This is a genomic window from Mesorhizobium sp. USDA 3734, assembly GCF_056279665.1.
In genome coordinates, this window is the sequence record NZ_JBWCCW010000001.1 from 7,009,489 (window position 1) to 7,033,334 (window position 23,846).

Sequence of the window (23,846 nt, forward strand, 5' to 3'; positions counted from 1 at the left end):
TTTATCGAGAAAGGATCAGCTGGCTATCCTGCTCGCCTGACATGACGGAGAAGTCGACATTCTCCCAATCGCCGGTTGCGGGCCAGAAAAAAGTGAAGATCAGAGTGCTTCCCTTGGGGAGGCCAGCGACGGGCAGATCGGCAAGATGGATGCCGAGAGCGTTCTCTGCTGTCTGGCTGTCGTGGGCGCTCGCCCAGTTGTCGGTGCTCCAGTGAACAATTGCCGGGTCCAACAGCTCGATGCGAAGCGTTTTGCCCGCCGGCATGGTGCGGATCTTGTTGTTGAACCGCCATGTCCTGAACGGCGATACGGTCTTGTCCTCGATATAGCGCTTGACGCCTTGCGGCGGCATGTCGAAGACCGCACCACCGTCGCGCAGCGAGCGCAACAGCTTGATATGCTCCGAATGCGCCCAGACCAAAGGCATGGCGCTGCCCGAGGGGCGGCCATGCAGCAGTTCGCGCTCAGTCAGGTCGGCGCCGTCCCAGACCTGCTCCGGCAACAGGCCGCCCGGTCCAGCGGACCTTTCAAGCGTCGCCAACAGGCTGGTCGCCTCGTCCTTGCGCCCTGCCGCCAGTTCATAGTGAGCGCGTTCGCCAGCCAGCAACGGCCAGGGGCGGCCCTGGCCGGTTCCATCGAAGGGTGCGCCGTCTTCATGCTCGCCATAGCCGTCGCCATTGTAGCGGTACCAGAGCGGCCCTTGCGGCAACGCGCAACGCAATTGCGCATCGATGACCCTGACGGTGTCGACGATGCGCGGGTCATCGGCCGCCCGCAGGCCAAAGCGCACCAGCGCCAGTGCGTCCGGGCTGACGATTTCCTCGGCGGGCCGGTCGCTGTCGCCGGGCGGCCGGTTCTTGATCGGGACATAGCCGTCCTTTGGCGAACCGGCCTCGGCGCTGTCGGGCGGCGCAATGCGCACGTAATAGCCGTCAACGTCAGCTTGCCTGCAGATCGCCGTGCCGGTGACATAGGTCCAGCGCTCGACCTGGTCGTTCCAGCCATCGGCGGTTTCGCGCAGATAGGTCGCGGCATCGTCCTTGCCGCAGGCGTCGAGCAGGTCTGCCGCGGCAAGCAGTGCCGCGATCTCGACCGCAAGCGTGAACGGGCTGTAGCCGGCATCCTCTTCCCAGCGGTCTTCGCCGGTGACCGGTCCGTTACGCACGACATAGCCGGCGGCGCGCTCGATCATCGGCAGGAAGGCTGCGAGCTTTGAGCGCGACAGATGTCCCGCGCGGTGCAAGGCGTCGGCCAGCAGCAGCGGAAAGGCGCATTCGTCCATCTGGATGCCGGGCCAATAGGCCGATCCGTCGAGCCAGGCGTTCTGCGGCCAGTGACCGTCCGGCTGCTGGATGGAGCTGAGATAGCCGAGGATTTGCAATGCCGAGGCGGCGTCGCCGGCAGCGAGAAAGCCGCCAGCCGTCTCGACCAGATCGCGCGGCCAGACCAGATGGTAGCCGCCGAGGTCGTCGTCACCCTTGTTGAAGCCCCACGGAATGGACAGGCTGGCGACCGCCGCGCCCGGCACGATGATCGACCGGTGCGTCGCCAGAACCGCGGTCGAGACGCGATAGAAGTTGATCCCGGATACGCCATCGCGGTCCAGCGGCAGCAGGGCCCTTTGCCACTTGCGCCACTTCTGGAGGTAGGATTTCGCAGCGGGTTCAAAGCCTCGTTTCAGACTGGCGATGGCATTTTCAGCCGCCTCGTCGGGCGTTGCGCCAAACCCCAGCGCCAGCACGGCCTTGGTCTTTGCGGCGGAAAAGCCGATCTCGCCTGTCAGCGCGACATTGCCGTCCGCGGCCCATTGGGAAGAGGGATCGAGTTCGCCGGTGCTGTGCAATTGCTGCCAGCCGTCGGAAAAGCCGACATAGCCGGCCGAGCTGGTTTTCCAGGGCAGCGACGAGGCCAGCGCCAGGCAGGTGCCGCGCCCCGAGGCAAACAGCACGGGCTTTCCCTTGTGGTCGCCGACCCAGGCGGTGTTGCCCATGCCGGCATTGACCAGATGCGGCGCCAGAAGCGCATAGACGCGGTAGTCGCTGGCAGCGCCCTTCAGTGCCGTGAAGGTGATCTCCTGCAGCAGGGTGGGGCGGGCCGGATCGGCAAGGATGCGCTTTTCGATCCGCCAGGCGCCGTCGCTCGCCGTGTTGACCAGCCTGTAGGCAGGTACGCCGTCCTCGAACGGTTCGATGGCGTGCGCGGCATCGCGCTTCTCTTCCGAAAAATAGCCGTCGGGGCCGGTGACGATCAGGCCGAGGTCGCGCGTGCAGGCGCTGTCGACGCGCGGATAGTAGATTTCGTTGAGGATGCCGTGGCTGATCGTGAACCAGATCTGGCCGGCTGGCGAAAGCGACGTTCCGACGCCGCTCTTGGCGCTCGACGTCCAGCGGGCCGGAATTCCCGGGGCGCCCGGAGCAACGGTTGGCGTCACTGGCATTGAGTTTCGGTCTCCTGGCCCCCTCCCTAGACCAGGACGCGAAGCCTTTTCAATCATTGCACCGCAAGTTGATCGGACACCGCCATTGGCGCGTCGTTGACAGCGGCGCTGGCATGCGTCCACTATTTCCCGGCACGGGAGGATCGTGAAAGCCAATGCCGGAAGTGTCCCTGGTCCTGATCGACCGGCTGCTGGCGATCTCGCGGGCGCTTGCCGGCCATATCGATCCCGGCACGGCGTTCCGCGCGACAGCCATCGAGATCGGCTCGCTCATTCCGCACGACCACATGGATCTGGCGGTGCTGTCGCATGATGGCCGCCGGCACGCCTGTTATGAAGCCGGCTTTCACACCAGCTGGAGCGAGCTTGCCCAGCATCCGCTGCCGACCGAAGTCAGCCCGATCCGCTCGGTGCTGTGGGGCGAAGTACCCTATCTGCTCGCCGACGACGCGTTGAGCGACGAGCGCTTCCATTTCGCCACCGCCATCGACGGGCCGATCTTCGCCGCCCGACTGCGCAGCCGCATTGTCGTGCCGCTCAGGGCACGCGGCGGCATCATCGGCGCTCTCAACATCAGCCGGCACGAGGTCGACTGTTACACGCTTGCCGATGTCGCGGTCGCCCAGCAATGCGCCGATCTGATCGCACCCTACATCTTCGCGCTGATCCAGACCGAGGAGGCGCGCCGCGCCATGCTGGCCGAGAGCGAGGCGCGCAATCGCGTCGAACTGCTGCGGGTCGGCGCCTCGCAACTGACCGAAGGCATGGAGCGCGAACGCCGGCGCATGGCCATGGACCTGCACGACCAGACGCTTGCCGATCTCGCCCGCATTGCGCGCCAGCTTTCGGCCCTGCGCGGCCAGGGCGTGGCGCGGGCGGCGCAGCTTGCCGATCTCGAGCAGGAGGTCGCCGGTTGCCTGACGGAACTGCGCCATATCGTCGACGACATGCGTCCGAGCGTGCTCGAACTGTTCGGCCTGCGCGACGCCGTCGAGGCGCATCTCAACCGCAGCGTTGCCAGAGCCAAGCCGCCGATCGCCGTGCGCATCGCCGACACCAGCGACGGCGGTGCCGACAGCCTGTCCGAGCCAGTGCGGACCGCCCTCTACCGGATCGTGCAGGAAGCCATCAACAATGCCGTTCGCCACGCCGCGCCGCGCAGCATCGACGTGCTGCTGGCGTCGACCGCAAGCGTGCTGCGGGTGATCGTCACCGATGACGGCCAGGGATGCGGCGCTGTCGACCCGGCGGCGCATGGCGGCATTGGCCATATGCACACGCGCGCCGCCCTTATCGGCGCGCGGTTGCGCATCGGCCCGGCCGGACGCAAGAGCGGCGGCACCCGTGTTGTCGTCGAGATCGACCGCCAGCCGTCGCGGGAATTGCCGGCTGCGGCGGCTGCAACAGCGGCCGGCGAGTTCGCCGTATCGGAGGCCATGTGATGCTTGTGATGATCGCCGAGAACGATGGGTTGCACCGCACCTTCGCGCGCCGGACCGTAGAGCAATTGTGGCCCGGCGACGTCGAGGTGATCGAAGCAAGCGACGGCGAGGACGCCATCAACCTGGCGGCCGAGCGGGAGCCGCCGCATGTGGTGCTTGACCTGCAGATGCCGAAGGCGACCGGGATCGAGGTTGCCAGGGCGATCTGGAACCGCCGCGCCGGCACTCACATCCTGTTCTGGTCGAACTTCGCCGACGAGGCCTATGTGCGCGGCGTGGCACGCATCGTGCCGCCCGGTTCGGTCTATGGCTATGTGCTCAAATCGGCGACGGAGGAGGGCATGCGGTCCGCTCTGCGCGGCGTTTTCCGCGACGGCCACTGCATCATCGACCGCGAGATACGCGGCATCCAGCACCGCGTGCAGGACAAGTTCGAGGGCATCACCGACGGCGAATATGAAAGCCTGATCGACATCGCGCTCGGCCTGACCGACCGGGCGATCGCGGCACGCCGCGGCCTGTCGATCCGTGGCGCGCAGAGCCGCATCAAGCATGTCTACGACAAGCTCGGCATCGTGCCGGCGGAGGACGGCGCCAGCGATGCGTCCGTGTTCAACTCGCGGACGCGGGCGATCTATCTCGCCATGGCGCGCGGCCTGATCAACATCGACGCGCTGCGCCGCGAGCAGGACCGGCTCGATGCCTGGCTGGCACAGGCGCCGCCGGGCCACTGATTGCCGCCGCTTGCGACTGTGCAAACGCACAGTCGGCCTTGCGCTTTGACCCGTATCGCCTCGGCGGCGCCGCAACTACGCTCGACCCCAACAAGAAGATATATCGGGGAAGCGTTCATGCCATTCGCCACCATGCGGATTCGCGCCGCCGGGAGCCGGTGATGTCGGCGTCGGCGCGCGCCCGCCATTCCGGCCTGGACGACGTCGTCGGCGATGCGACCATCGAGACGCTGGCGAGCGGCTTCAGCTTCCTCGAAGGGCCGGTCTGGCACCCCTATGAGAAGTGGCTGGTTTTCTCCGACATTCCGGAAAGCCGCATGTATCGCCGCAATGCCGATGGCGAGATCGAGCTGTTCCGCGAGCCGAGCCACAAGGCCAATGGCAACACGCTGGACCGCCACGGGCGGCTGGTCACCTGCGAGCACGCGACGAGCCGGGTGACCCGCGCCGAGCCCAATGGCGGCGTGACGGTGCTTGCGACGCACCATCAGGGCAAGCAGCTCAACAGCCCGAATGATATCGTCATTGCCACCGGCGGATCGATCTACTTCACCGATCCCGGCTATGGTCGGGTGGAATTCTATGGCGTGCCACGGCCACAGGAATTGCCGTTCCAGGGCGTCTACCGCATTGATGGCAACGGCGCCCGGCTGACTTTGCTGGCCGACGATTTCGTCCAGCCGAACGGGCTTTGCTTTTCGCTGGACGAGTCGCGGCTGTTCATCAACGATACCGAACGCGGACACATCAGGGTGTTCGGCGTGGAAGCGAATGGCGACCTCAATGGCGGCGCCGTCTGGGCTGTGACCGAGGGCGAGGGGCCGGGAGCGCCTGACGGCATGAAGATCGACAGCCGCGGCAATCTTTATTGCACCGGCCCCGGCGGCATCCATGTCTTCGATGCGTCAGGCGCCATCCTTGGCGTCATCCCGACACCGGAAAATTGCGCGAATTTCACCTTCGGCGACGACGACCTCCAGAGCCTCTACATCGCGGCGTCGACGTCGCTGTACCGGCTCCGGGTGCGCGTGCCGGGATTGAGACTGTTTTGAGCCCGCGACGATCCGTGCTCAAATCAGATTGGGAGTGAGGCCGGGGTCAAAGCCGGCGGGAAGTGCAGCAGTCAACATCTGGGAGGATTACGACATGAAGAAACTGTTCGTCTTGGGCGCCCTGGCGGCGATGCTCGCCTCGGGCACGGCGCTTGCCGACACCAGTGGCAAGAAGATCGCCTTTTCCAACAACTATGCCGGCAATTCATGGCGGCAGGCGATGCTCGACAGCTATGGCATCGTCACCAAGAAGGCGGTCGCCGACAAGATCGTCGGCGCGGCCGACATCTTCACCACCGCCGACAAGGAGGTGCCGACGCAGGCGGCGCAGGTGCAGAACCTGATCCTGCAGGGCTATGACGCGATCGTCATCAACGCCGCCTCGCCGGACGCGCTGAACGGCGCCATCAAGCAGGCCTGCGACGCCGGCATCACCGTCGTCTCCTTCGACGGCACGGTGACCGAACCCTGCGCCTACCGCGTCGTCGTCGACTTCAAGGACATGGGTAAGCAGGAAGTCGAGCAGATGGCCAAATTCCAGCCCAAGGGCGGCAATCTACTTGAAATCCGTGGCCTTGCCGGCACCTCGATCGACGACGCCATCCACGCCGGCATCCTCGAAGGTGTGGCCGCCCATCCCGAGTTCAAGATCGTCGGTTCGGTGACCGGCGACTGGGACCAGACGACGGCACAAAAGGCGGTGGCGACCATCCTGCCGTCGCTGCCCGATATCGTCGGCATCGTCGACCAGGGCGGTGACGGCTATGGCGCGGCACAGGCCTTCGCCGCCGCCGGCAAACCACGCCCGACCATCATCATGGGCAACCGCCAGGACGAGTTGCAGTGGTGGAAGGAACAGAAGGACAAGGACGGCTACCAGACCTGGTCGGCCTCGATCGCGCCTGGCGTGTCGTCGCTCGCCTTCTGGGTGGCGCAGCAGGTGCTCGACGGCCGCACCGACATTCCGCACGATCTGTTGGTGCCGTATCTGGCCTTCACCCAGGACGATTTCGAGGCCGAGCTGCCGAAGATCGTCAAGGGCGGCGTCGCCAGCCACGAATACACGCAGGAAGACGCGATCGCGGCCATCAAAGCCAACATCAAGTGAGCATCACGGCAGCGTTGCCGTCCGTATCGCCGAGCGGATATCGTTGAGCATGCCTGAAGGGAACGCTGACATCATCAGACTGAGCGGCGCCGAAAAGCATTTCGGCGCCGTTCGCGCACTGGGCGGCGTGGATTTTCATGTCGGGCGCGGCGAATGCGTCGGTCTCGTCGGCCACAACGGCGCCGGCAAGTCAACGCTGATGCATATGGTGGCGGGCACCTTGACGCCCGACAGCGGCACGATCGGCGTGCATGGCAGCATCGAGGACAACTACTCGGTATCGCGGGCGCAGCAGCTCGGCATACGTTGCGTGTTCCAGGAATTGTCGCTGTGCCCCAATCTCAGCGTTGCCGAGAACACGCGCATCAACCACGCTTCGCTGCGCGGCTTAGGCTGGCGGCGCAAGGCGGGCGATCTGATCGCCGCCAAGCTCGACGAGATCTTTCCGGGTCACAGCATCTCGGCGTCGGACATTGTCGGCGACCTGTCGATCGGCCGGCGCCAGATGGTGGAAGTGGCACGCGCCTTCACCGTCACCCAGGATCGTCTCGACCTCGTCATCCTCGACGAGCCGACATCGTCGCTGGACGCGCACACGGCCGGCCAGCTGCTGGCCTTCGTGCGCCGCTTCGTTGCCGGCGGCAAAAGCTGCATCCTGATCTCGCATGTGCTGGGCGAGGTGCTGCGGAACGCCGACCGGATCGTGGTGATGCGCGACGGCAAGGTGGTCGTCGCCGACGCCGCTGCTGCCTTCGACCGCGACCGGCTGGTAACGGCGATGGGCGGCGCGGAAGCGCGCCGGAAGATCGCCGCTGAAATCGCTGCCGCCAAGCCAGGCGCCAGTCCGCTGCGGGTTCGGGCGCAGCCCGCGGCGCAGAAGGACGGCACCGATCTCGTCGCCTGCGCCGGCGAGATCATCGGCCTTGCCGGGCTGGCGGGCCATGGCCAGACCGACCTGCTGCTGGCGATCTTTGCCGCGGCATCGCGCGCCCGGACGGGTATCGAGGTGACCGCGCCGGTGGCGCTGGTCGCGGGTGACCGTCAGTCGGACGGCATTTTTCCGCAATGGTCGATCGCGCAGAATATCGGCATCCGCTCGCTGGCGCGCCTGCGCAACGGGCTGTTGATCTCGCAGCAGCGCGAGGCCGAGCTTGCTGCATTTTGGCAGAAGAAGATCGGCATCCGCACGCCTGACATGAACAACAACATCTTTTCGCTGTCGGGCGGCAACCAGCAGAAGGCGCTGTTTGCGCGTGCGCTCGGCTCGGACGCGCAGATCGTGCTGATGGACGACCCGATGCGCGGCGTCGATATCGGCACCAAGCTGGAGGTCTATGACCTGGTGCGCGAAGAGGCCGGCCGCGGCCGCACCTTCCTCTGGTACACCACGGAAACCGAAGAACTCGACAATTGCGACCACATCTATGTCTTCAAGAACGGCCGCATCGTCGCCAATCTGCGCCGCGACGAGTTGACCGAAGAGAAGATCATCCAGTCTTCGTTCGGCGATGCGGCCTGAGATGACGGCCGCCAGCCTCGACACCGCTGCCAGGACTTCCGCCGAGCGTGGCGCGCTGGCCCGTGCCCGTCTGTTGCGCGGGCTGCTGCCGGCGCTGTCGCTGGCGCTGGTGCTGCTCGCCATCGCCTGGCTCAATCCGCGCGCCATCAGCTATTTCGGTTTCAGCCTGATGCTCAATTTGGCGATTCCGATCGCGCTGGCGACGATCGCGCAGATGTTCGTCATCGCTGGCAACGAGCTCGACCTGTCGATAGGAACTTTCGTCGGCTTCGTTGGCTGTGTCACCGCGACCTGGCTGAAGGATGCGCCGCTCATCGGCGTTGTCATCCTGCTCGGGTCGATCGGCATCTATGCGCTGCTCGGCGCGCTGATCTATCTTCGAAATTTGCCATCGATCGTGGTGACGCTCGGCATGAGCTTCGTCTGGCAAGGGCTCGCGATTCTCGTCTTGCCCAAACCCGGTGGCAAGGCGCCGGACTGGCTGCTTGGGTTGATGGCGTTCAAGCCGCCTTTCATTCCGTTCCCGATCATCGCCGCGCTGCTGATCGGCCTCATCGTCCACTTCGGCCTGATGCGCACCTCCTATGGGGTGATCCTGCGCGGCTCCGGTGGCAATCCGGCGGCACTCGGCCGCGCCGGCTGGTCGCTGCTCAAGACCAAGATCGTACTGTTTGCGCTTGCCGGCCTGTTCGGCGTGCTGTCCGGCATGGCGCTGATCGGCATCACCACCTCGGCAGACGCCAATATCGGCAATGGCTATACGCTGCTGGCGATCGCCGGCGTCATCCTCGGCGGCGGCGAGTTCGTCGGCGGCCGGGTGTCGCCGATCGGCGCGGTGATCGGTGCGCTGACGCTGGCGCTCGCCGCCTCGCCGCTGCTCACCTTCATGCACATTCCACCCGACTGGCAGGTGGCCGCCAACGGCGCCATCCTGATCATCGTGCTGGCGGCGCGGGTGTTGATCAGCCGCAAGGAGAGGTGAGCGATGACATCGGTGAAATCGCTGCTGGCCAAACCCTGGATCTGGTCGTTTCTCGGCGCCCTGCTGGTCTGGCTGGCGACGATCGCCTTCACCGGCGGCTATGGCGCCGGCGGCATGGTGACCGCCGCCCTGTCGCTGGCGGTGTTCACGGTCATTGTCGGCGTCGGCCAGATGTTCGTCATCACGCTCGGGCCGGGCAATGTCGACCTGTCGCTGCCGGCCAATATCGGCCTTGCCAGCGCCGTCGCGATGAAGGTGATGGACGGCAACGATTCGATGATCGCGGTCGGGTTGCTGGCGGCGCTCGCCTGCGGTGCGGCGATCGGCGCCGCCAACTATTTGCTGATCTGGGCGCTGCGCATTCCACCGATCATCGCCACGCTTTCGGCCAGCTTCATCATCCAGTCGATCGACATCAGCTATGGCCGCGGACTGCAGATCAAGCCGCCGCCGGGCTTCGCCGATTTCGCCAACTGGCAGGTCCTGGGCATTCCTGTGCTGGCGATCCTTACAGTGCTGTTCACCATCGGCGCGGCCATCGCCCTGCAGCGCATGATCTATGGCCGCTCGGTGCTGGCGATCGGCCAGAATATCCGCGCGGCGTGGGCTCGCCGGCGTCAATGTCGGCCGCATCCGCTTCCTCACCTACACGCTGTCGGGCGCGCTCGGCGGCATCGACGGCGCGCTGCTCGCCGGTTATTTCCGCGGCGCCAATGTCGATATCGGCAATGAGTATCTGCTCGCCTCGATCGCCGTCGTCGTTATCGGCGGCACGTCGGTGGCCGGCGGCAAGGCCAATGTGCCCGGCGTGTGGGGTGCGGCGCTGTTCCTGGTGCTGCTTTTGACCATGCTCAACACGTTCGGCGTCAGTGCCGGCGTGCGGTTGCTGCTGACGGGGCTGATCATCGTCGGGGTGATCACGGCGGCGGGCGGGCAGAAGGCGCTGCGCTAGCCCCCATCTTCGTCATCCCAGGCACTTTCAAGGCCTGTAATTGTTGTGCTAGGTCGGCATCCGGTTCCCATCGGCGTCATGGCGCTGTAAATCCCGTTCGCGCGGCACGGCCGCTGAATAGTGCTGGGAGGTTTGCGTGTCCGATTTCCTCAGGATCCACCGCGACGACGACGTCGCCATCGTCACCATCGACAATCCGCCGGTCAACGCGCTGAGCTTTCATGTCCGCGAACCGCTGATGCAGGCGCTGGTTGAGCTGCGGGATGATGCGTCGGTCGCGGCCATCGTCATTGCTTGCGCGGGCCGGACCTTTGTTGCCGGCGCCGACATCACCGAATTCGGCAAGCCGCTGCAGCAGCCCGAGCTGCGCGCCATCGTGGCGACACTGGAAACCATCGCCAAGCCAACGGTGGCCGCCATCCACGGTACCGCGCTCGGGGGCGGGCTGGAGCTGGCGCTGGGTTGCCATTTCCGCGTTGCCGACGCCGGCGCCAAGCTCGGCCTGCCGGAGGTGAAGCTCGGCCTGTTGCCGGGCGGCGGTGGCACGGTGCGGTTGCCGCGCCTTGTCGGCGCGGTGAAGGCTTTGAAGATGATCGTTTCGGGTGGGCCGATCGCGGCGACCGAGGCGCATGAAGCCGGTCTGGTCGATGCCGTCTTCGAAGGCGATCTGACCACGCATGCCGTGAACTTCGCCAGGGAAATAGCCCGCAAGGGTGGTCCCTTCACGCCGGTGCGTGATCGCAATGAAGGGCTCAAGGAGACCGACCTCGCGGCCTTCGACGCCGAGGCAGCGGACCTGGCCAGGAAAGCGCGCGACCTCGAAGCGCCGATCGCCTGTGCGCAATCGGTGCGCAATGCCGTGACGCTGCCGTTTGACGAGGCGCTGGCGGCGGAGCGCGCGCTGTTCGTCAAGCTCGTTGCCAGCGACCAGTCGCGGGCGCAACGTCACCTGTTCTTCGCCGAACGTGAGGCGGCAAAGATTCCGGGAAAGGATATCGTCAAGCGCAGGATCGCCCGCGTCGGCGTCATCGGCGCCGGCACGATGGGCGGCGGCATCGCCATGGCCTTCGCCAATGGCGGCTATCCCGTGACCTTGCTGGAAACCAGCCATGAGGCATTGCAGCGCGGGCTGGCGACCATCGACAAGAACTACTCGGTGTCCGTCACGCGCGGTTCGCTAAGCGAAGACGCCAAGCGCGAGCGCCTCGCCCAGTTCAAAGGCTCCACCGACTTTGCCGATCTCGCCGATTGCGACCTGATCGTCGAGGCGGTGTTCGAGGACATGGCGGTCAAGAAGGAGGTTTTCGGCAAGCTCGAAGCGGTGGCCAAGCCGGGTGCGATCCTGGCCACCAACACCTCCTATCTCGACATCAACGAGATCGCCGCCTCGACCTCACGGCCGCAGGATGTGCTCGGCCTGCATTTCTTCTCACCGGCCAATGTCATGAAGCTGCTGGAGATCGTGCGGGCCGACAAGACCGCGCCCGATGCGCTGGCGACTGTTGTCGACCTGGCGCGGCGGATCGGCAAGGTGGCCGTTGTCGTCGGCGTCTGCCATGGCTTCGTCGGCAACCGCATGCTGGCCGCGCGCGGCTCGGAATCGGAAGCGCTTCTGCTGGAAGGCGCCACCCCGCGCCAGATCGACCAGGCCTTCACCGATTTCGGCTGGCCGATGGGGCCGTTCCAGATGGGCGATCTCGCCGGTCTCGACATTGGCTGGCGCAACCGCAAGGCACGCGGCCAGACAGCCGTGATCGCCGACACGCTGTGCGAGCAAGGACGTTTCGGCCAGAAGACCGGCCGGGGTTTCTATCTCTACGAGGCTGGCGCGCGCACACCGGTGCCGGATCCCGAGGTTGAAGCGCTGATCCGCGACAAGGCCGCCGAGAAGGGCATCGCACCGCGTGCGATCAGCGCGGAAGAAATCATCGAGCGCACGCTCTATCCCCTGGTCAACGAGGGCGCGAAGATCCTGGAGGAAGGGATAGCGGCCCGTGCGTCCGACATCGATGTCGTCTGGGTCAACGGCTACGGCTTTCCCGTGGGCAAGGGCGGGCCGATGTTCTGGGCTGGCCTCGAAGGTCCGGCCAAGATCATCGAGCGGCTCGACCACTGGCATCAACGCACGGGCAAGGGTGTGTTCGAGCCGGCACCATTGCTGAAGCGGATGGCCGAAACCGGGTCGTGGGAAGCCGGGCGTTAGGACTTACCGGATCCGCGCGTCGATGATCTCGACGAAGCGTGCGAACAGACCGGCCTGCGACTTGATCTTGAGCTTGCGGTAGATGTTGCGGCGATGGACCTTCACGGTTCCCGGCACGATGCGCATCGCCCTGGCGATCGACTCCGTGGAAGAGATCGCCGAAGCGATCCTGTTCCTCGTCTCCGACCGCTCATCCTTCATGACCGGCCAGGCGCTGGTGATCGATGGGGGCGAAAGCATCGGCTGAGGCAGCGTCGGCCGTCGAGGCCTTTCCGATACACTATTCTACGGCCGTCAACATGCCGCTGGTCGGCAGGCAGGACCATGGTCTGACCGACATGGGACTTCAGTGCCACGACCGTTCACGAGCGTCGATTTGTATTTGATATCAGATGGTTATGGCCCTGCTGGTTGCCAGCTCGGGTAGTGAGACGGCATTTGTCTAAAGTTTACTCTGTACAATTAGCGATTTCTCATACGACGGTCGCCTAGCGGTCGGGCGAGGGTGGCGATTCCCCGAGGAGGTTACCATGACGAACCGAAAAACTCTGTTCGCGGCGCTTGCCGCATTGGCGCTTCTGGCGTCTCCGGCGCTCGCCGGGGCTGGCGGCAACGGGCACGGCGGCGGCAACGGGCACGGCAATGGCGGTGGCAATGCGGGCGGCAACGGCGGCGGCAATGGGCATGGAGGCGGCAATGGGAAGAGCAGCGCTTCGCATGGCAAGTCGTCGTCGGCCCCGGGGCGGGCGGCCAAGGCCAAAGCGGACGACACCACGGTTGACACGACCACAAAGGTCTCGGCCGTGCCCAAGGAGAAAAACATCCACGCCAAGCTTGGCCGGCTGAACTCGCTGCAGCGCAACATCAACGCCTACATGAACTCGAAGAGCAAGAAGTTCGCCGCCATCCAGGCATTCGTGACGCAGTCCGCGAAAGCCAAGGTCGCCCAGGACCAACTGGATGCACTGACCGCGCAGTTGGGCGCGCTGAAGGCGCTGACGCCTGACGAGATTGCGGCGATGTCGCCCGAAGATCAGGCGGCCCTGCCCGGGAAGATAGCGGATCTGGAGGCCGAGATCACCACCCAGACCGATGCGGCTGCCGCGGCAGCGGAGGGCACCGATGATGCATCGCTCAACGCAGCGCTGACGGACATGGCCAACAAGCCGGTCGACGCGGAGGTCACGGCCTGGGCCCAGGGCGTCCTTGCCGACAAGATCGACCAGACGGCCGCCACGATGCAGACGGAAACGACGCCGTAACGAATCGCCGCCGAAACGGCAGTGACCAGTCAAGAAGATGCCGCCGGGTCTTGCCCGGCGGCATTGCTGTTTAACGGCCTTGGTCGGGCTGGCTTTGTAGAGCGGCCGTCTCGGTCGTCAGCCAGTCTGCAAAGGTCGTCATCGCCTGCGAGTTCTGCCGCCTGCGTCGCGCTGAGAGCCAGTAGCGGCCGACATCGACAGTGACGTTGAAAGGCTGCACCAACTCCGCGGAACGAAGCTCACGGCTGAACATCGAAACCGGCAGCAGCGCCACGCCGGCACCCTGGACCGCGGCGTTGGCCATGGTGACGGACGAGTCGAAAACGATGCCCTTGATGGGTGGGCAATGGCGCCCCGCCGCCTCGAACCAGCGCAACCATTCGTCTTCCCGGTAAGAGCATAACAGGGTTTCACGCGCGAGATCCGACGGGTCGCGCAGGCGCGCCGCGATGTCGGGGGTGCAGGCCGGCGAGAACGAGCCGGGCATCAGCGGTGTGTTGTCGGTTCCCTGCCAGGAGCCGTCGCCGAAGCGGATGGCGAAGTCGAGGCCGTCGGCGGCGAGATTGACGCGGTTGTTGTTGGTCGAGATGCGCAGCTCGATGTCCGGATAGGCCTGGTGGAACAGCGGCAATCTGGGGATCAGCCAGCCCGAGGCGAAGGTGCCGACGACACCGACGGTGACGATGTCGTGGAAGCGGCCGCCCTCGAAGCGGTCGAGCGTGACGCCGATCCTGTTGAAGGCGTCGCTCAACACCGGCAGCAGCGCCTCGCCCTCCTCGCTCAGAGCGAGCCCATGCGGCAGCCGGCGGAACAGCCTGATGCCAAGCAGCTCTTCAAGCCCCTTGACCTGATGGCTGACGGCAGCCTGGGTGACGCGCAGTTCGAGGCCGGCACTGGTGAAGCTAAGGTGCCGCGCGGCGGCCTCGAAGGCGCGCAAGCCGTTCAGCGGAAGGTGCGATCGCTTCATGGGTCCAGCCCTAGTTTTTCTTGTGGTGGGGGCGATGTTAACTCGTTTGCGGCGGCGTCGGATCCGGTCCAGTTCTGCGGCGCGGGGCAACAGAGAGTGTGGACATGACAAGCAGACGCAGTTTCATCAGTGGTCTCGCGGTGGTTTTGGCTTCCCCCGTCACCCTTGGCGCGATCACGAAGGCGGCAACGAGCCCGACAAAATTTGATGGGGTCTTGCCGAAAATAAGGCGGATCGAGGCGAAAAGCGGCGGCCGGCTTGGCGTGGCCTGCCGGATCGCCGGAACGAGCGCGCAATTCGGCTATCGCGAAGATGAGCTGTTTCCGATGTGCAGCACCTTCAAGACGCTGGCGGCGGCGCTCATCCTGCATCGGGTCGATGGCGGCATCGAGCAGCTCGAGCGCAGCATCAAGATCCCGCACAACGCCGTCATCGCCAACTCGCCGACGACCAAGAAGTTTGAGGGCGGCGAGATGACGGTGGCGCAGCTTTGCGAGGCCGCGGTGACGGTCAGCGACAATGGCGCGGCCAATCTGCTGCTGGAGTCCTTTGGCGGCCCGCCGCAGCTGACGGCCTATCTGCGTTCGATCGGCGACAGTGTGAGCAGGCTGGACAGGATCGAGCCGGAGCTGAACGAGTCGCTGCCGGGCGACGAGCGCGACACGACCTCGCCGCTGGCGATGGCTGAAGATTACGAGCGTCTCGCGCTCGGCAACAGCCTGTCCGACAAGAGCCGGGCGCAGTTGGTCGATTGGCTGGTGGCCAACAAGACCGGTGATGAACGCATCCGGGCCGGACTGCCGAAGGGCTGGACATGCGGCGACAAGACCGGCACCGGCGAGCGCGGCAGCACCAATGACGCGGCGGTCATCTGGCCGCCCTCCGGCAATCCGATCTTGATGTCGGTTTACCTGACGGGCACGAAACAGAGCCTGGCCAAACGCAACGCCGTCATTGCCTCCGTCTCGCGGACTTTGGTGGAAGCGATCGAGGCTTAAAGCGTGTCGGCGCGGCGTTGCCGCGCCGCCGCCCTCAGACATGCTTGCGGCCGCCGGTCTCGCGAAACCAGCTGTCTGGGTAGGGGTACCACCAGTCCTGGATCATCGGTTTGTGGTCGATGATCACCATCTTCGAGCGGCGGAAGGCATCCAGCCCCTGGCGACCGAGTTCGCGGCCGAGGCCCGAGGCTTTCCACCCGCCGAAGGGCAGGGCGTCGTTATCGATCAGCGGATTGTTGACCCAGACCATGCCGGCCTCCAGCCGTTCGGCCGCCTCATGCGCTTCGGCCAGATCGGTGGTGAAGACGGAGGCGCCGAGCCCGAACGGACTGTCATTGGCAAGCCGGATCGCCTCGTCGAAATCCTTGACCCGGCAGATGGCGGCGACCGGTCCAAAGCATTCTTCACGTACGATCGCCATGTCTGATGTGACGCCGGTCAGGATCGTCGGTTCGTAGAACCAACCGGTGTTGTGTGCCGGCGGGATGCGTCCGCCGGTGACTGCCTTGGCGCCGTGCGCGATGGCATCGTCAACGAGACGCATGACCTTGGTCCGCGCGGCTTCGTTGACCAGCGGCCCGATCTCGGTCTTGTCCATGCCGTTGCCGATGCGCAGCGCCCGCGTCCTTTCGGCGAACAGCTCGACGAAGCGGTCATGCACCGAGTCGACGACGAAGAAGCGCTCGGCCGAGGTGCAGACCTGGCCGGTGAGGTGGAAGGCGGCGGTGACACTGCCGGCCGCCGCGATGTCGAGCGGGGCGTGTTCGCTGACGATCAGCGGATCGCTGCCGCCGGCCTCGATGACGCACGGTTTCATGCGTTCGGCGCAGGCCACCGCCACCGCCTTGCCGGCGGCGACCGAGCCGGTGAAGGCGACGGCGTGGGTGCGATCGGAGGCGATCAGCGCCTGCGCGGTAGCAGCACCGCCCGGCAGGCAGGAGACCAGCCCTTCCGGCAGCGAGCGGAACACGGTCATGTAGTCCAGCGTCGACAGCGTCGTCGCCTCGGCCGGCTTGATGATGCAGGCATTGCCGGCGGCGAGCGATGCGGCGACCGTCCAGCACATCAGCAGGATCGGGAAATTGTAGGGCATGATGTGCACGGAGACGCCGTAGGGTTCGTAGCGGGCGTACTGGAACGAACCGGCCTGCGTCGTGCCGGCGATCTTGCCGGCGTCGTCACGCGCCATCTCGGCATAGTAGCGGAAGATCGGCGCGCAATTGGCGATCTCGCCGATCGCTTCGGGATAGGGCTTGCCCATCTCGCGCACCATCAGCTCGGCGCAGCGGGTGAAGTCGGCCGCTTCGATGGCGTTGGCGACGGCATGCAGGTGCTTTGCCCGGCTCTTGGCGTCGAGTTTTTTCCAGGCGGTCTGCGCCTTGGTCGCGGCGGCGAGCGCGGCGTCGATCTCGCCGGCGGTGGCGGCCGATATAGTGCCGACGGTTTCGAGCGTCGCCGGATCGATCACCGGTTTGTTCGCGCCAGTCATCGGCCGGTAATCCGGATTGACGAAGAAAACGGGCCGGTCAGCTGAGAAATCCATGGGCGTCCTTTCGGATCCGCTCAGCGGATCATGTAGACCTTCTTGATCGTCTCATGGACGGTGCAGACGCCCTTCCAGTCCTGCGGGAAGAAGGCCGCCGTGTCGGGCTCGATCTCGATCACCTCGCCGGATTCATGCACATAGGTGCAGCGTCCTTCGAGGAAGTGGCAGAACTCGTCGCGCGGGTGACGTGGCAGTGCCATTTGCCTGGGGTGCAAACCCAAAGTCCGCATTCGGAGCGGCCTTCCGGGCCTTTGTAGAGCAGCTTGCCCGAGGTGCGGGATTCGCCCTCGATCATTGTCGGGATGACACCCCAGTCGACGAGGTCGGTAATAGCGAGCGGGGATTTCATGATGGGTGTGGTCATTATCGATTTCCTTGAAAAGTGCTCATCGGCACATGAAGGCCTTGGTCAGCGTTTGCGTGATGATGGAGATGCCGGTCCAGCCGGCGGGAAAGAACACGATCGTGCCGGCCTCGACCGGGATCTGTTCGCCGTTGTCGTGGATGTAGCTGCCGCGACCCGACAGGAAGTGACAGAACTCGTCCGCGGCAAAGGTGACTTTTCGCGTGCCCGGCGTGCACGACCACAGGCCGCATTCACTGGATCCGTCACGGTTCTGCGACAGGATCTTGCCCGAGGCACGTGGTGAGCCGGCGAGCGTGTTGCTGCCCGCGCCCCAGTCCTCCAGTTCCACGCTCGAGGCCTTCGGCCAATGCGGTGTCGGCATGTCATCGAACTCCGAATACCTTGCTTGAGCATGATCTTGTCCGAAAACCGGTTCCCACTTTTCGGGATCATGCTTTCAGGCCAGCATGTAGACGTTGCGCATGGTTTCCTGCACCGTGCATTCGCCTGTCCAGCCGGCGGGGAACATGACCACGGTCCCGGCGGAGATTTCTATCACCTCACCGACATCCGACCGGTAGGTCGCGCGGCCGGCGACGAAATGGCACAATTCGTCGCGCGGAATGCTAAGGCGCCAGCGGCCCGGCGTGCACACCCAGATGCCGGATTCCGGCTGGTTGTTTGGTCCCTTGTGTACGAGCCTGCCGGTGGAATGCGCGGCGCCTTCCAATGCGTCGGGCTGGGCGCCCCAGTCGACGAGGTCGGCGCGGGTGGACGCTTGGTGGAGGTGCGGGGCGGAGGAGGTCATGCGGATGGTCCGGTGTTGCGATGCCTAATGACATGTCGAGCCTGAGCACCCCCCTCTGGCCTGCCGGCCATCTCCCCCGCAAGGGGGGAGATCAGATGTCGCCTCGGCTTTCGCCAATCACCAAGATTGCTGAGTGAGAACCAGCGGCGAAGCTGCCAATCTCCCCCCTTGCGGGGGAGATGGCCGGCAGGCCAGAGGGGGGTGCTCAGGCTCGACATCTCAATCACAGCAACGCCTCCAACAAACCCGCAGCCTTCTCCGGCCCATTCTGTGCGCGCATCTGTGCCGATGTCTTCGCCAGCTTCGCTTTCATCTTAGGATCGGTCAGGCAGGTCTCGATCTTGGCGACCAGTTCGGCATCATTCCAGTCGTAGCGCGGCATGCCGAAGCCGTGGCCGGTTTCCTCGACGCGGGTGGCGTTGTCGTGGCCGTCCCAGACATAGGGCATGATGATCGCCGGCTTGCCGAAATAGAGGCACTCGGTGAACGAGTTGTTGCCGCCATGGTGGATGACAGCGTCGACCTGCGGGATCACCGAAGGCTGCGGGAACCAGCTCTCGACAATCACATTGCCGGGCACGTCGGTGTACTGGTCCTTGTAGCCGCCGACATTGACCAGCGCGCGGTAGCGCGTCTTGCCGAGTGTCGCGATGATGCGCTTCAACAGCTCGACATCGCCGGCGCCCAGGCTGCCGAAGGAGACATAGAGCAGCGGCCCGTCATTGTTTTTCGCGAAGGTCGGTACAGCGTAAGGTTTCTCCTGCCGCACGCAGCCTTCGAGATACTGAAACCTGGCCGGGTCGAGCGGGTGGCGGCGCTTGAACTTTGCCGCTTCGGGGTAGAGCAGCAGGTTCAAATAGGGCGAAGCCTCAAAGAACTGGCCGATCGGATAGGGCGCCTCGCCGTTGGCGGTGAGAAAGCCGTTGAAGTCGTCATGGATCGGCTTGATGACGGCGTTGAAGTGGTCGCGGTAGCGCTGGTGTCCGGCATGGTCGTTCTCGCCGCAGCCGGAGAGATGCGGCGGGATGTCCTCGTCCTCGATCTCGTTTTCCGAGCAGGAGATGACGCGCACCCACGGCTTGCCGAACTGCTTGATGGCGGGGAAGAGGATGACATTGTCGACGCAGATGACGTCGGGCTCGATGGCGGCCAGGACGCGCGGCAAATCCTTCTGCGCCCATTTGGCGCTGTCGACGATCGCCGTCCAGCAATCCTTCACATAATTGTCGACCTGGTCGTAGGGCGATTTGCGGAAGTTCGGGATGTGGCCGTTGATGAAATCCTCCCAGAATTTCGCCATCTGCTCGGGCGGCATCGGCTCGGAGAGGTTCACCGGATGCGCCTCGAAACCGTAGCCCCTGTAGACCTCGACGAAGCCGGGGTCTGACAGGAACACCGCTTTGTGGCCGCGCGCCTCGACCGCCTGGGCGATGCCGACGGAATTGAGCGCCGGGCCGTAGGCGGCTTCGGGAAAAAACGCGATCGTCTTCTGAGCCATCAGGCTTCTCCTGTCATTCTGCGAAAATTCTGACATCGGCGGCATCCCAGCCGAGTTCGACCTGGTCGCCCGACGCGACCGGCCGGCGGTCGGCGGCATCAGCGGTGACGCGCACCAGGAACGGCTTTGGCGACAGGGGCGTGCGCACATGCAGTTGCAGGTCAAGCCCGTGATAGGCCAGTGCCTCGACCGTGCCGTTGGTGCGGTTGGCGGTCTCGGCTGAAGGGAACAGCTGGATGCGCTCGGGCCGCACCGACGCGACAGCGGAAGCACCGGGCGAAAGCGCTGCGGGAACCTTGCCGGCAATGCGCGTGCCGTTGGCCGCTATCACGCCATCGGCTGACGCCTTACCCGGGACGAAATTCATCACGCCGATGAAGTCGGCGACGAAGCGGTCGGCGGGGTGCTCGTAGATCGCATGCGGCGTGTCGCACTGCAGCAACTTGCCGTCTTTCAGCACTGCCATGCGGTCGGCCATGACGAGCGACTCTTCCTGGTCATGGGTGACGATGACGAAGGTGATGCCGACCTCGTGCTGCAGGCGCTTCAATTCCAGCTGCATGGCGCCGCGCAGCTTCTTGTCGAGGGCACCAAGCGGCTCGTCGAGCAGCAGAAGCCGGGGCCGCTTGACCAGCGCCCGGGCGAGCGCGACGCGCTGCTTCTGGCCGCCCGACAATTGTTCCGGCTTGCGGTCGGCGAGGGGGACGAGTTCGGTGGTTGCCAGGATGGCATCGACACGGGAGCGGATTTCTGACGCCGGCAAACGTTCCATCTCCAGGCCATAGGACACGTTGGCCCTGACGGTCATATGCGGAAACAGCGCGTAGGACTGGAACATCAGGTTGACCGGCCGCTTGTTGGGCGGCGTTTTGGCAATATCGCGTCCGTCGAGCAGGATGCGCCCGTCATTCGGCGTCTCGAAACCGGCCAGCATGCGCAGCAGCGTGGTCTTGCCGCAGCCGGACGGTCCGAGCAGCGCGAAGAACTCGTTCTCCCTTATGTCGAGCGAGACGCCGTCGACAGCCGTCACCCGGCCGAATGTCTTCGACACATGATCGATGGCCAGCAGCGTGCGCGGTTCGCTCATTGGCCTATGATCCCACGGTTGAGCCGCTGCGACAGGGTCAACGCGGTGATCGAGACCGCCATGACGATGGTCGCCAGCGCATTGATCTCCGGCGTGATGCCGAAGCGGATCATGGCGTAGATCTGCATCGGCAGCGTGGTCGAGGCGCGGCCGGCACCGGCGGTGAAGAATGCGATGATGAACTCGTCGACCGAGAGCGTGAAGGCAAGCAGCGCGCCGGCGATGACCGCCGGCGCGATGACCGGCAATGTCACCCGCCGGAAGGTGGTGACGGCGGAAGCACCAAGATCGGCCGACGCCTCGACGATCGACCAGTCGAAGCTCTTCAGCCGGGCACGCACCACCGAGCAGACGAAGGCGAGATTGAAGACGACATGGGCAAGGATGATGGTGTGCAGCCCCATGGTCAGGTTGAGCATGGAGAAGAACGAGAGCAGCGCGATCGCCAGCACGATGTCGGGAATGATCATCGGCGCGAAGATCAGCGCTTCGAGGCCCTTGCCATATTGCCGGCGCATCTCGACGCCGATCGCCAGCAGCGTGCCGAGCAAGGTCGCGATGGCCGTCGAGACCAGCGCCACGATCAGCGTGTTGAGGGCCGCGGAGAGAATGGCGCTGTTCGAGGCCAGAGAGACATACCATTTCAGCGAAAAGCCGGACCATGCCGTGGGCAGCCCGCCTTCGTTGAAGGACAGTGCCACCAGCACGGCGATCGGGATGTAGAGGAAGGCGAAGACCAGGCTGAGCACGACCCAGAGCGTGCGGCGCGTTGCGGGGGAGCGCTCAGCCATCGCTGTCTCCGCCGGCTTGCGCGGTGGGGCCCGAGGCGCGACTGGCGGCCAGCGCCTGCGCCATCAGCACCAGAAGCATGATGGCGATCAGCGCCATGGCGAGTGCCGCCCCGAAAGGCCAGTCATTGGCGGTGAGGAACTGGTCGTAGACGAGGTTGCCGATCATCTGGAAACGGCCGCCGCCGAGCAGGGCCGGCGTGACGAAATTGCCTATCGACAGCACGAAGACAAACACCGCGCCGGCAGCGATGCCGGGCACGGTCAGCGGCAGGATGACACGGCGAAAGGTGGTCGTTGCCGAGGCGCCGAGGTCACGCGAGGCCTCCGCAAGTTCCGGGTTGAGGCGCGACAATGGCGCGTAGCAGGCGAGGATGACGAAGGGCAGGTAGTTGTAGACGAGGCCGGCGATGACGGCGCCTTCCGTGTAGAGCATCGACGGCGGCTCGCCGGTATAGCCGAACCAGCGCAGCAGCTGGGTGATCAGGCCTTCGCGGTTGAGCAGCACGATCCAGGCATAGGTGCGGATCAGATAGTTGGACCAGAAGGGCAGCACGGCGAAGAACAGGAACACCGGCTGCCATCGGCGCGGTGCCGCCGCGATGGCATAGGCGGCAGCATAGCCGATCACCACCGCGATCAGGGTGGCGGTGCCGGCGATGCGCGCCGAGTTGAGGAAGATGCCGGCATAGAGCGGGTCGAAGGCGAGGCCGAAATTCTCCAGCGTGAAGGTGTAGTCGATGCCGCCATAGATGCCGCGCCGGAAGAAGGCGAGCGCCAGCACCAGCGCGCACGGCACCACCATCAACGCAGTCAGCCAGACCAGCGCCGGGGCCATCAGCAGGGAGGAACGAAGTCGGGTCTGGGACAATTTTCGGATACCGCTCAGGGCCGGCGGCAGAAGCGCCACCGGCCGTGATCTCAGATTGACGCCGCCTACTGCGCGGCCTTGATCTCGCTGACGATCTTCGAATAGTCGCGCTGGGCGTCGCCGACGTCACGCAGCTGCTCGAACTTGACAAGGTCGGCCACCGGCATCGCCATGTTGGGGAATTTTGCCAGGAAATCGGCGGGCAGACTTTCCATCGCCGGCTTGTTCGGCACCTTGTAGTCGATGTTCTGCGCCGCCCAGGCATGGTTCTTGGCGTCGAGCATGAAGTTGATGAACTGGAAGGCGGCGTCCTTGTTGGCGGAGGCCTTCATCACCACCATCGTGTCGACCCACAGGTCCGAGCCTTCCTTGGGAATGACGTACTTGATCTCTGGCTTGTCGGCGATGCCGTAATTGCACCAGCCGTCCCAGGCCTGCACCATCAGCGCCTCGCCCGACACCAGCTTCGAATAGAAGGTGGTGTCGTCATAGGCGAGCAAGGTTTTCTTGGCCGAGATCAGCAGGTCCTTGACCTCGGCCATCTTGGCCGGGTCGGTTTCGTTGACCGAATAGCCCTTGTCGAGCTGGCCGGCGGCCAGCAGCCAGCGGTCGGTCGCCAGCATGGTGGTCTTGCCCTTGAGCTCGTCGGAGGGGCTGAGCAGATCGCTCCAACTGGTCGGCGCTGTCTTGACCAGGTCCGAGCGATAGCAGAGGCCGGTGGTGCCCCAGGTGTAAGGCACCGAAAAAGCGTTGCCGACATCGTGCGGCAGCTTGGTTGCCTCGGGATAGAGGTTGGCAAGGTTCGGGATCTTGGTGTGGTCGATCTGCTCGGTCAGGCCGAGCTTGTTCAGCACTTCGGCGAAGGGCGAGGAGACGAAGACCACGTCATAGCCCTTGCCGCCGGCGGCGATGAGCTTGCCCATGATTTCTTCATTGGTGGCGTGCACCACCACTTCGCCCGAAACGCCGGTTGCGGTCTTGAAGGCGGCCATGGCGTCTGATGCCATGTAACCGTCCCAGTTGGAAATGACGAGGTCGGCAGCCATCGCCGGCGCGGACAGCGCCAGGGCCAGGCCAAGTGCGATCGAAGATGTTTTCAGCGCACGGCGCCGCAGGCTGGTAGCGGTCATGACAGACTCCCATTCCGGTTGATCGTCGAATTTCATTCGCCGGACCAACGCCTGCGACCTTGCCGCTGCCTCGATCCTGTTCCCTCGGTCTTTTTCTCGCCGATTGTCCGGACAGT

Annotated in this window: 20 protein-coding genes and 3 pseudogenes; 11 read left to right on the forward strand and 12 right to left on the reverse strand. The window is 64.9% G+C overall.

Annotated features, from left to right (window positions below; genetic code table 11):
- Nucleotide 1 precedes the first annotated feature (1 nt).
- Complete coding sequence (locus tag ACZ89F_RS33620) at nucleotides 2–2,437, reverse strand: glucan 1,4-alpha-glucosidase (protein ID WP_476096544.1); 2,436 nt, start codon at nucleotides 2,435–2,437, stop codon at nucleotides 2–4.
- Nucleotides 2,438–2,592: 155 nt separating this feature from the next.
- On the opposite strand from ACZ89F_RS33620, the gene ACZ89F_RS33625 reads away from it, so the two are divergent.
- From ACZ89F_RS33625 to ACZ89F_RS33660, 8 genes and pseudogenes are all read left to right on the forward strand, one after another.
- Nucleotides 2,593–3,879, forward strand: coding sequence for a sensor histidine kinase (locus ACZ89F_RS33625; protein WP_476096545.1), 1,287 nt, complete (start codon nucleotides 2,593–2,595; stop codon nucleotides 3,877–3,879).
- The gene (locus tag ACZ89F_RS33630) at nucleotides 3,879–4,613 is read left to right on the forward strand and encodes a response regulator (protein WP_476096546.1); all 735 of its coding nucleotides are present in this window, start codon (nucleotides 3,879–3,881) and stop codon (nucleotides 4,611–4,613) included. The genes ACZ89F_RS33625 and ACZ89F_RS33630 overlap by 1 nt, the downstream gene beginning before the upstream one ends.
- A 161-nt stretch (nucleotides 4,614–4,774) precedes the next feature.
- Entirely contained in the window at nucleotides 4,775–5,665 is an 891-nt protein-coding gene (locus ACZ89F_RS33635) for an SMP-30/gluconolactonase/LRE family protein (protein ID WP_476096547.1), read from the forward strand.
- Nucleotides 5,666–5,759: 94 nt separating this feature from the next.
- Entirely contained in the window at nucleotides 5,760–6,773 is a 1,014-nt protein-coding gene (locus ACZ89F_RS33640) for an ABC transporter substrate-binding protein (RefSeq protein WP_136618037.1), read from the forward strand.
- Nucleotides 6,774–6,822: 49 nt separating this feature from the next.
- Nucleotides 6,823–8,292, forward strand: a complete 1,470-nt coding sequence (locus ACZ89F_RS33645; protein ID WP_476096548.1) for an ATP-binding cassette domain-containing protein — start codon at nucleotides 6,823–6,825, stop codon at nucleotides 8,290–8,292.
- Nucleotide 8,293: 1 nt separating this feature from the next.
- A complete protein-coding gene (locus ACZ89F_RS33650) occupies nucleotides 8,294–9,274 on the forward strand; it encodes an ABC transporter permease (protein WP_476096549.1) in 981 nt (326 codons plus the stop codon).
- Between the two features lie 3 nt (nucleotides 9,275–9,277).
- Nucleotides 9,278–10,226, forward strand: a pseudogene (locus tag ACZ89F_RS33655) (ABC transporter permease).
- Nucleotides 10,227–10,362: 136 nt separating this feature from the next.
- Nucleotides 10,363–12,429, forward strand: a complete 2,067-nt coding sequence (locus ACZ89F_RS33660; protein WP_476096550.1) for a 3-hydroxyacyl-CoA dehydrogenase NAD-binding domain-containing protein — start codon at nucleotides 10,363–10,365, stop codon at nucleotides 12,427–12,429.
- 3 nt (nucleotides 12,430–12,432) lie between these two features.
- Here the strand turns inward: ACZ89F_RS33660 and ACZ89F_RS33665 are convergent, their stop codons facing one another.
- Nucleotides 12,433–12,546, reverse strand: a complete 114-nt coding sequence (locus tag ACZ89F_RS33665) for a LuxR C-terminal-related transcriptional regulator (protein WP_476096551.1) — start codon at nucleotides 12,544–12,546, stop codon at nucleotides 12,433–12,435.
- A gap of 25 nt (nucleotides 12,547–12,571) precedes the next feature.
- Between ACZ89F_RS33665 and ACZ89F_RS33670 the strand changes: the two are divergent.
- Together ACZ89F_RS33670 and ACZ89F_RS33675 are read left to right on the forward strand one after the other, a co-directional pair.
- Nucleotides 12,572–12,676 (forward strand): annotated as a pseudogene (locus tag ACZ89F_RS33670) (SDR family oxidoreductase); the annotation flags it as partial.
- Nucleotides 12,677–12,959: 283 nt separating this feature from the next.
- A complete protein-coding gene (locus ACZ89F_RS33675; RefSeq protein ID WP_476096552.1) occupies nucleotides 12,960–13,691 on the forward strand; it encodes a hypothetical protein in 732 nt (243 codons plus the stop codon).
- 70 nt (nucleotides 13,692–13,761) lie between these two features.
- Here the strand turns inward: ACZ89F_RS33675 and ACZ89F_RS33680 are convergent, their stop codons facing one another.
- Complete coding sequence (locus ACZ89F_RS33680) at nucleotides 13,762–14,658, reverse strand: LysR family transcriptional regulator (protein ID WP_476096553.1); 897 nt, start codon at nucleotides 14,656–14,658, stop codon at nucleotides 13,762–13,764.
- A gap of 104 nt (nucleotides 14,659–14,762) precedes the next feature.
- Between ACZ89F_RS33680 and bla the strand changes: the two genes are divergently transcribed.
- The gene (bla, locus tag ACZ89F_RS33685; RefSeq protein WP_476096554.1) at nucleotides 14,763–15,656 is read left to right on the forward strand and encodes a class A beta-lactamase; all 894 of its coding nucleotides are present in this window, start codon (nucleotides 14,763–14,765) and stop codon (nucleotides 15,654–15,656) included.
- Between the two features lie 34 nt (nucleotides 15,657–15,690).
- On the opposite strand, the gene ACZ89F_RS33690 is transcribed toward bla, so the two are convergent.
- From ACZ89F_RS33690 to ACZ89F_RS33730, 9 genes and pseudogenes are all read right to left on the reverse strand, one after another.
- Nucleotides 15,691–17,199 carry an aldehyde dehydrogenase family protein gene (locus ACZ89F_RS33690; protein WP_476096555.1) on the reverse strand — a complete coding sequence of 503 codons (1,509 nt, stop codon included), beginning with the start codon at nucleotides 17,197–17,199 and terminating at the stop codon, nucleotides 15,691–15,693.
- 20 nt (nucleotides 17,200–17,219) lie between these two features.
- Nucleotides 17,220–17,566 (reverse strand): annotated as a pseudogene (locus ACZ89F_RS33695) (cupin domain-containing protein).
- 22 nt (nucleotides 17,567–17,588) lie between these two features.
- Complete coding sequence (locus tag ACZ89F_RS33700; protein WP_476096556.1) at nucleotides 17,589–17,930, reverse strand: cupin domain-containing protein; 342 nt, start codon at nucleotides 17,928–17,930, stop codon at nucleotides 17,589–17,591.
- Nucleotides 17,931–18,005: 75 nt separating this feature from the next.
- Nucleotides 18,006–18,356 carry a cupin domain-containing protein gene (locus ACZ89F_RS33705; RefSeq protein WP_476096557.1) on the reverse strand — a complete coding sequence of 117 codons (351 nt, stop codon included), beginning with the start codon at nucleotides 18,354–18,356 and terminating at the stop codon, nucleotides 18,006–18,008.
- Between the two features lie 223 nt (nucleotides 18,357–18,579).
- On the reverse strand, nucleotides 18,580–19,854 hold the full coding sequence (locus ACZ89F_RS33710) for a glycosyltransferase (RefSeq protein ID WP_476096558.1): 1,275 nt from the start codon (nucleotides 19,852–19,854) through the stop codon (nucleotides 18,580–18,582).
- A 13-nt stretch (nucleotides 19,855–19,867) separates the two neighbouring features.
- Nucleotides 19,868–20,941 carry an ABC transporter ATP-binding protein gene (locus ACZ89F_RS33715; protein WP_476096559.1) on the reverse strand — a complete coding sequence of 358 codons (1,074 nt, stop codon included), beginning with the start codon at nucleotides 20,939–20,941 and terminating at the stop codon, nucleotides 19,868–19,870.
- Entirely contained in the window at nucleotides 20,938–21,732 is a 795-nt protein-coding gene (locus ACZ89F_RS33720; protein WP_476096560.1) for an ABC transporter permease, read from the reverse strand. The genes ACZ89F_RS33715 and ACZ89F_RS33720 overlap by 4 nt, the downstream gene beginning before the upstream one ends.
- Entirely contained in the window at nucleotides 21,725–22,567 is an 843-nt protein-coding gene (locus tag ACZ89F_RS33725; protein WP_476097452.1) for an ABC transporter permease, read from the reverse strand. The genes ACZ89F_RS33720 and ACZ89F_RS33725 overlap by 8 nt, the downstream gene beginning before the upstream one ends.
- A gap of 98 nt (nucleotides 22,568–22,665) precedes the next feature.
- Nucleotides 22,666–23,730, reverse strand: a complete 1,065-nt coding sequence (locus ACZ89F_RS33730) for a polyamine ABC transporter substrate-binding protein (protein WP_476096561.1) — start codon at nucleotides 23,728–23,730, stop codon at nucleotides 22,666–22,668.
- Nucleotides 23,731–23,846: the final 116 nt, after the last annotated feature.

Excerpts from the sequence above, each read along its gene's own strand:
- ACZ89F_RS33620 (WP_476096544.1), bottom strand. The coding sequence starts at position 2,437 with ATGCCAGTGACGCCAACCGTTGCTCCGGGCGCCCCGGGAATTCCGGCC.
- ACZ89F_RS33625 (WP_476096545.1), top strand. The coding sequence starts at position 2,593 with ATGCCGGAAGTGTCCCTGGTCCTGATCGACCGGCTGCTGGCGATCTCG.
- ACZ89F_RS33630 (WP_476096546.1), top strand. The coding sequence starts at position 3,879 with ATGCTTGTGATGATCGCCGAGAACGATGGGTTGCACCGCACCTTCGCG.
- ACZ89F_RS33635 (WP_476096547.1), top strand. The coding sequence starts at position 4,775 with ATGTCGGCGTCGGCGCGCGCCCGCCATTCCGGCCTGGACGACGTCGTC.
- ACZ89F_RS33640 (WP_136618037.1), top strand. The coding sequence starts at position 5,760 with ATGAAGAAACTGTTCGTCTTGGGCGCCCTGGCGGCGATGCTCGCCTCG.
- ACZ89F_RS33645 (WP_476096548.1), top strand. The coding sequence starts at position 6,823 with ATGCCTGAAGGGAACGCTGACATCATCAGACTGAGCGGCGCCGAAAAG.
- ACZ89F_RS33650 (WP_476096549.1), top strand. The coding sequence starts at position 8,294 with ATGACGGCCGCCAGCCTCGACACCGCTGCCAGGACTTCCGCCGAGCGT.
- ACZ89F_RS33675 (WP_476096552.1), top strand. The coding sequence starts at position 12,960 with ATGACGAACCGAAAAACTCTGTTCGCGGCGCTTGCCGCATTGGCGCTT.
- ACZ89F_RS33680 (WP_476096553.1), bottom strand. The coding sequence starts at position 14,658 with ATGAAGCGATCGCACCTTCCGCTGAACGGCTTGCGCGCCTTCGAGGCC.
- bla (WP_476096554.1), top strand. The coding sequence starts at position 14,763 with ATGACAAGCAGACGCAGTTTCATCAGTGGTCTCGCGGTGGTTTTGGCT.
- ACZ89F_RS33690 (WP_476096555.1), bottom strand. The coding sequence starts at position 17,199 with ATGGATTTCTCAGCTGACCGGCCCGTTTTCTTCGTCAATCCGGATTAC.
- ACZ89F_RS33700 (WP_476096556.1), bottom strand. The coding sequence starts at position 17,930 with ATGCCGACACCGCATTGGCCGAAGGCCTCGAGCGTGGAACTGGAGGAC.
- ACZ89F_RS33705 (WP_476096557.1), bottom strand. The coding sequence starts at position 18,356 with ATGACCTCCTCCGCCCCGCACCTCCACCAAGCGTCCACCCGCGCCGAC.
- ACZ89F_RS33710 (WP_476096558.1), bottom strand. The coding sequence starts at position 19,854 with ATGGCTCAGAAGACGATCGCGTTTTTTCCCGAAGCCGCCTACGGCCCG.
- ACZ89F_RS33715 (WP_476096559.1), bottom strand. The coding sequence starts at position 20,941 with ATGAGCGAACCGCGCACGCTGCTGGCCATCGATCATGTGTCGAAGACA.
- ACZ89F_RS33720 (WP_476096560.1), bottom strand. The coding sequence starts at position 21,732 with ATGGCTGAGCGCTCCCCCGCAACGCGCCGCACGCTCTGGGTCGTGCTC.
- ACZ89F_RS33725 (WP_476097452.1), bottom strand. The coding sequence starts at position 22,567 with ATGGCCCCGGCGCTGGTCTGGCTGACTGCGTTGATGGTGGTGCCGTGC.
- ACZ89F_RS33730 (WP_476096561.1), bottom strand. The coding sequence starts at position 23,730 with ATGACCGCTACCAGCCTGCGGCGCCGTGCGCTGAAAACATCTTCGATC.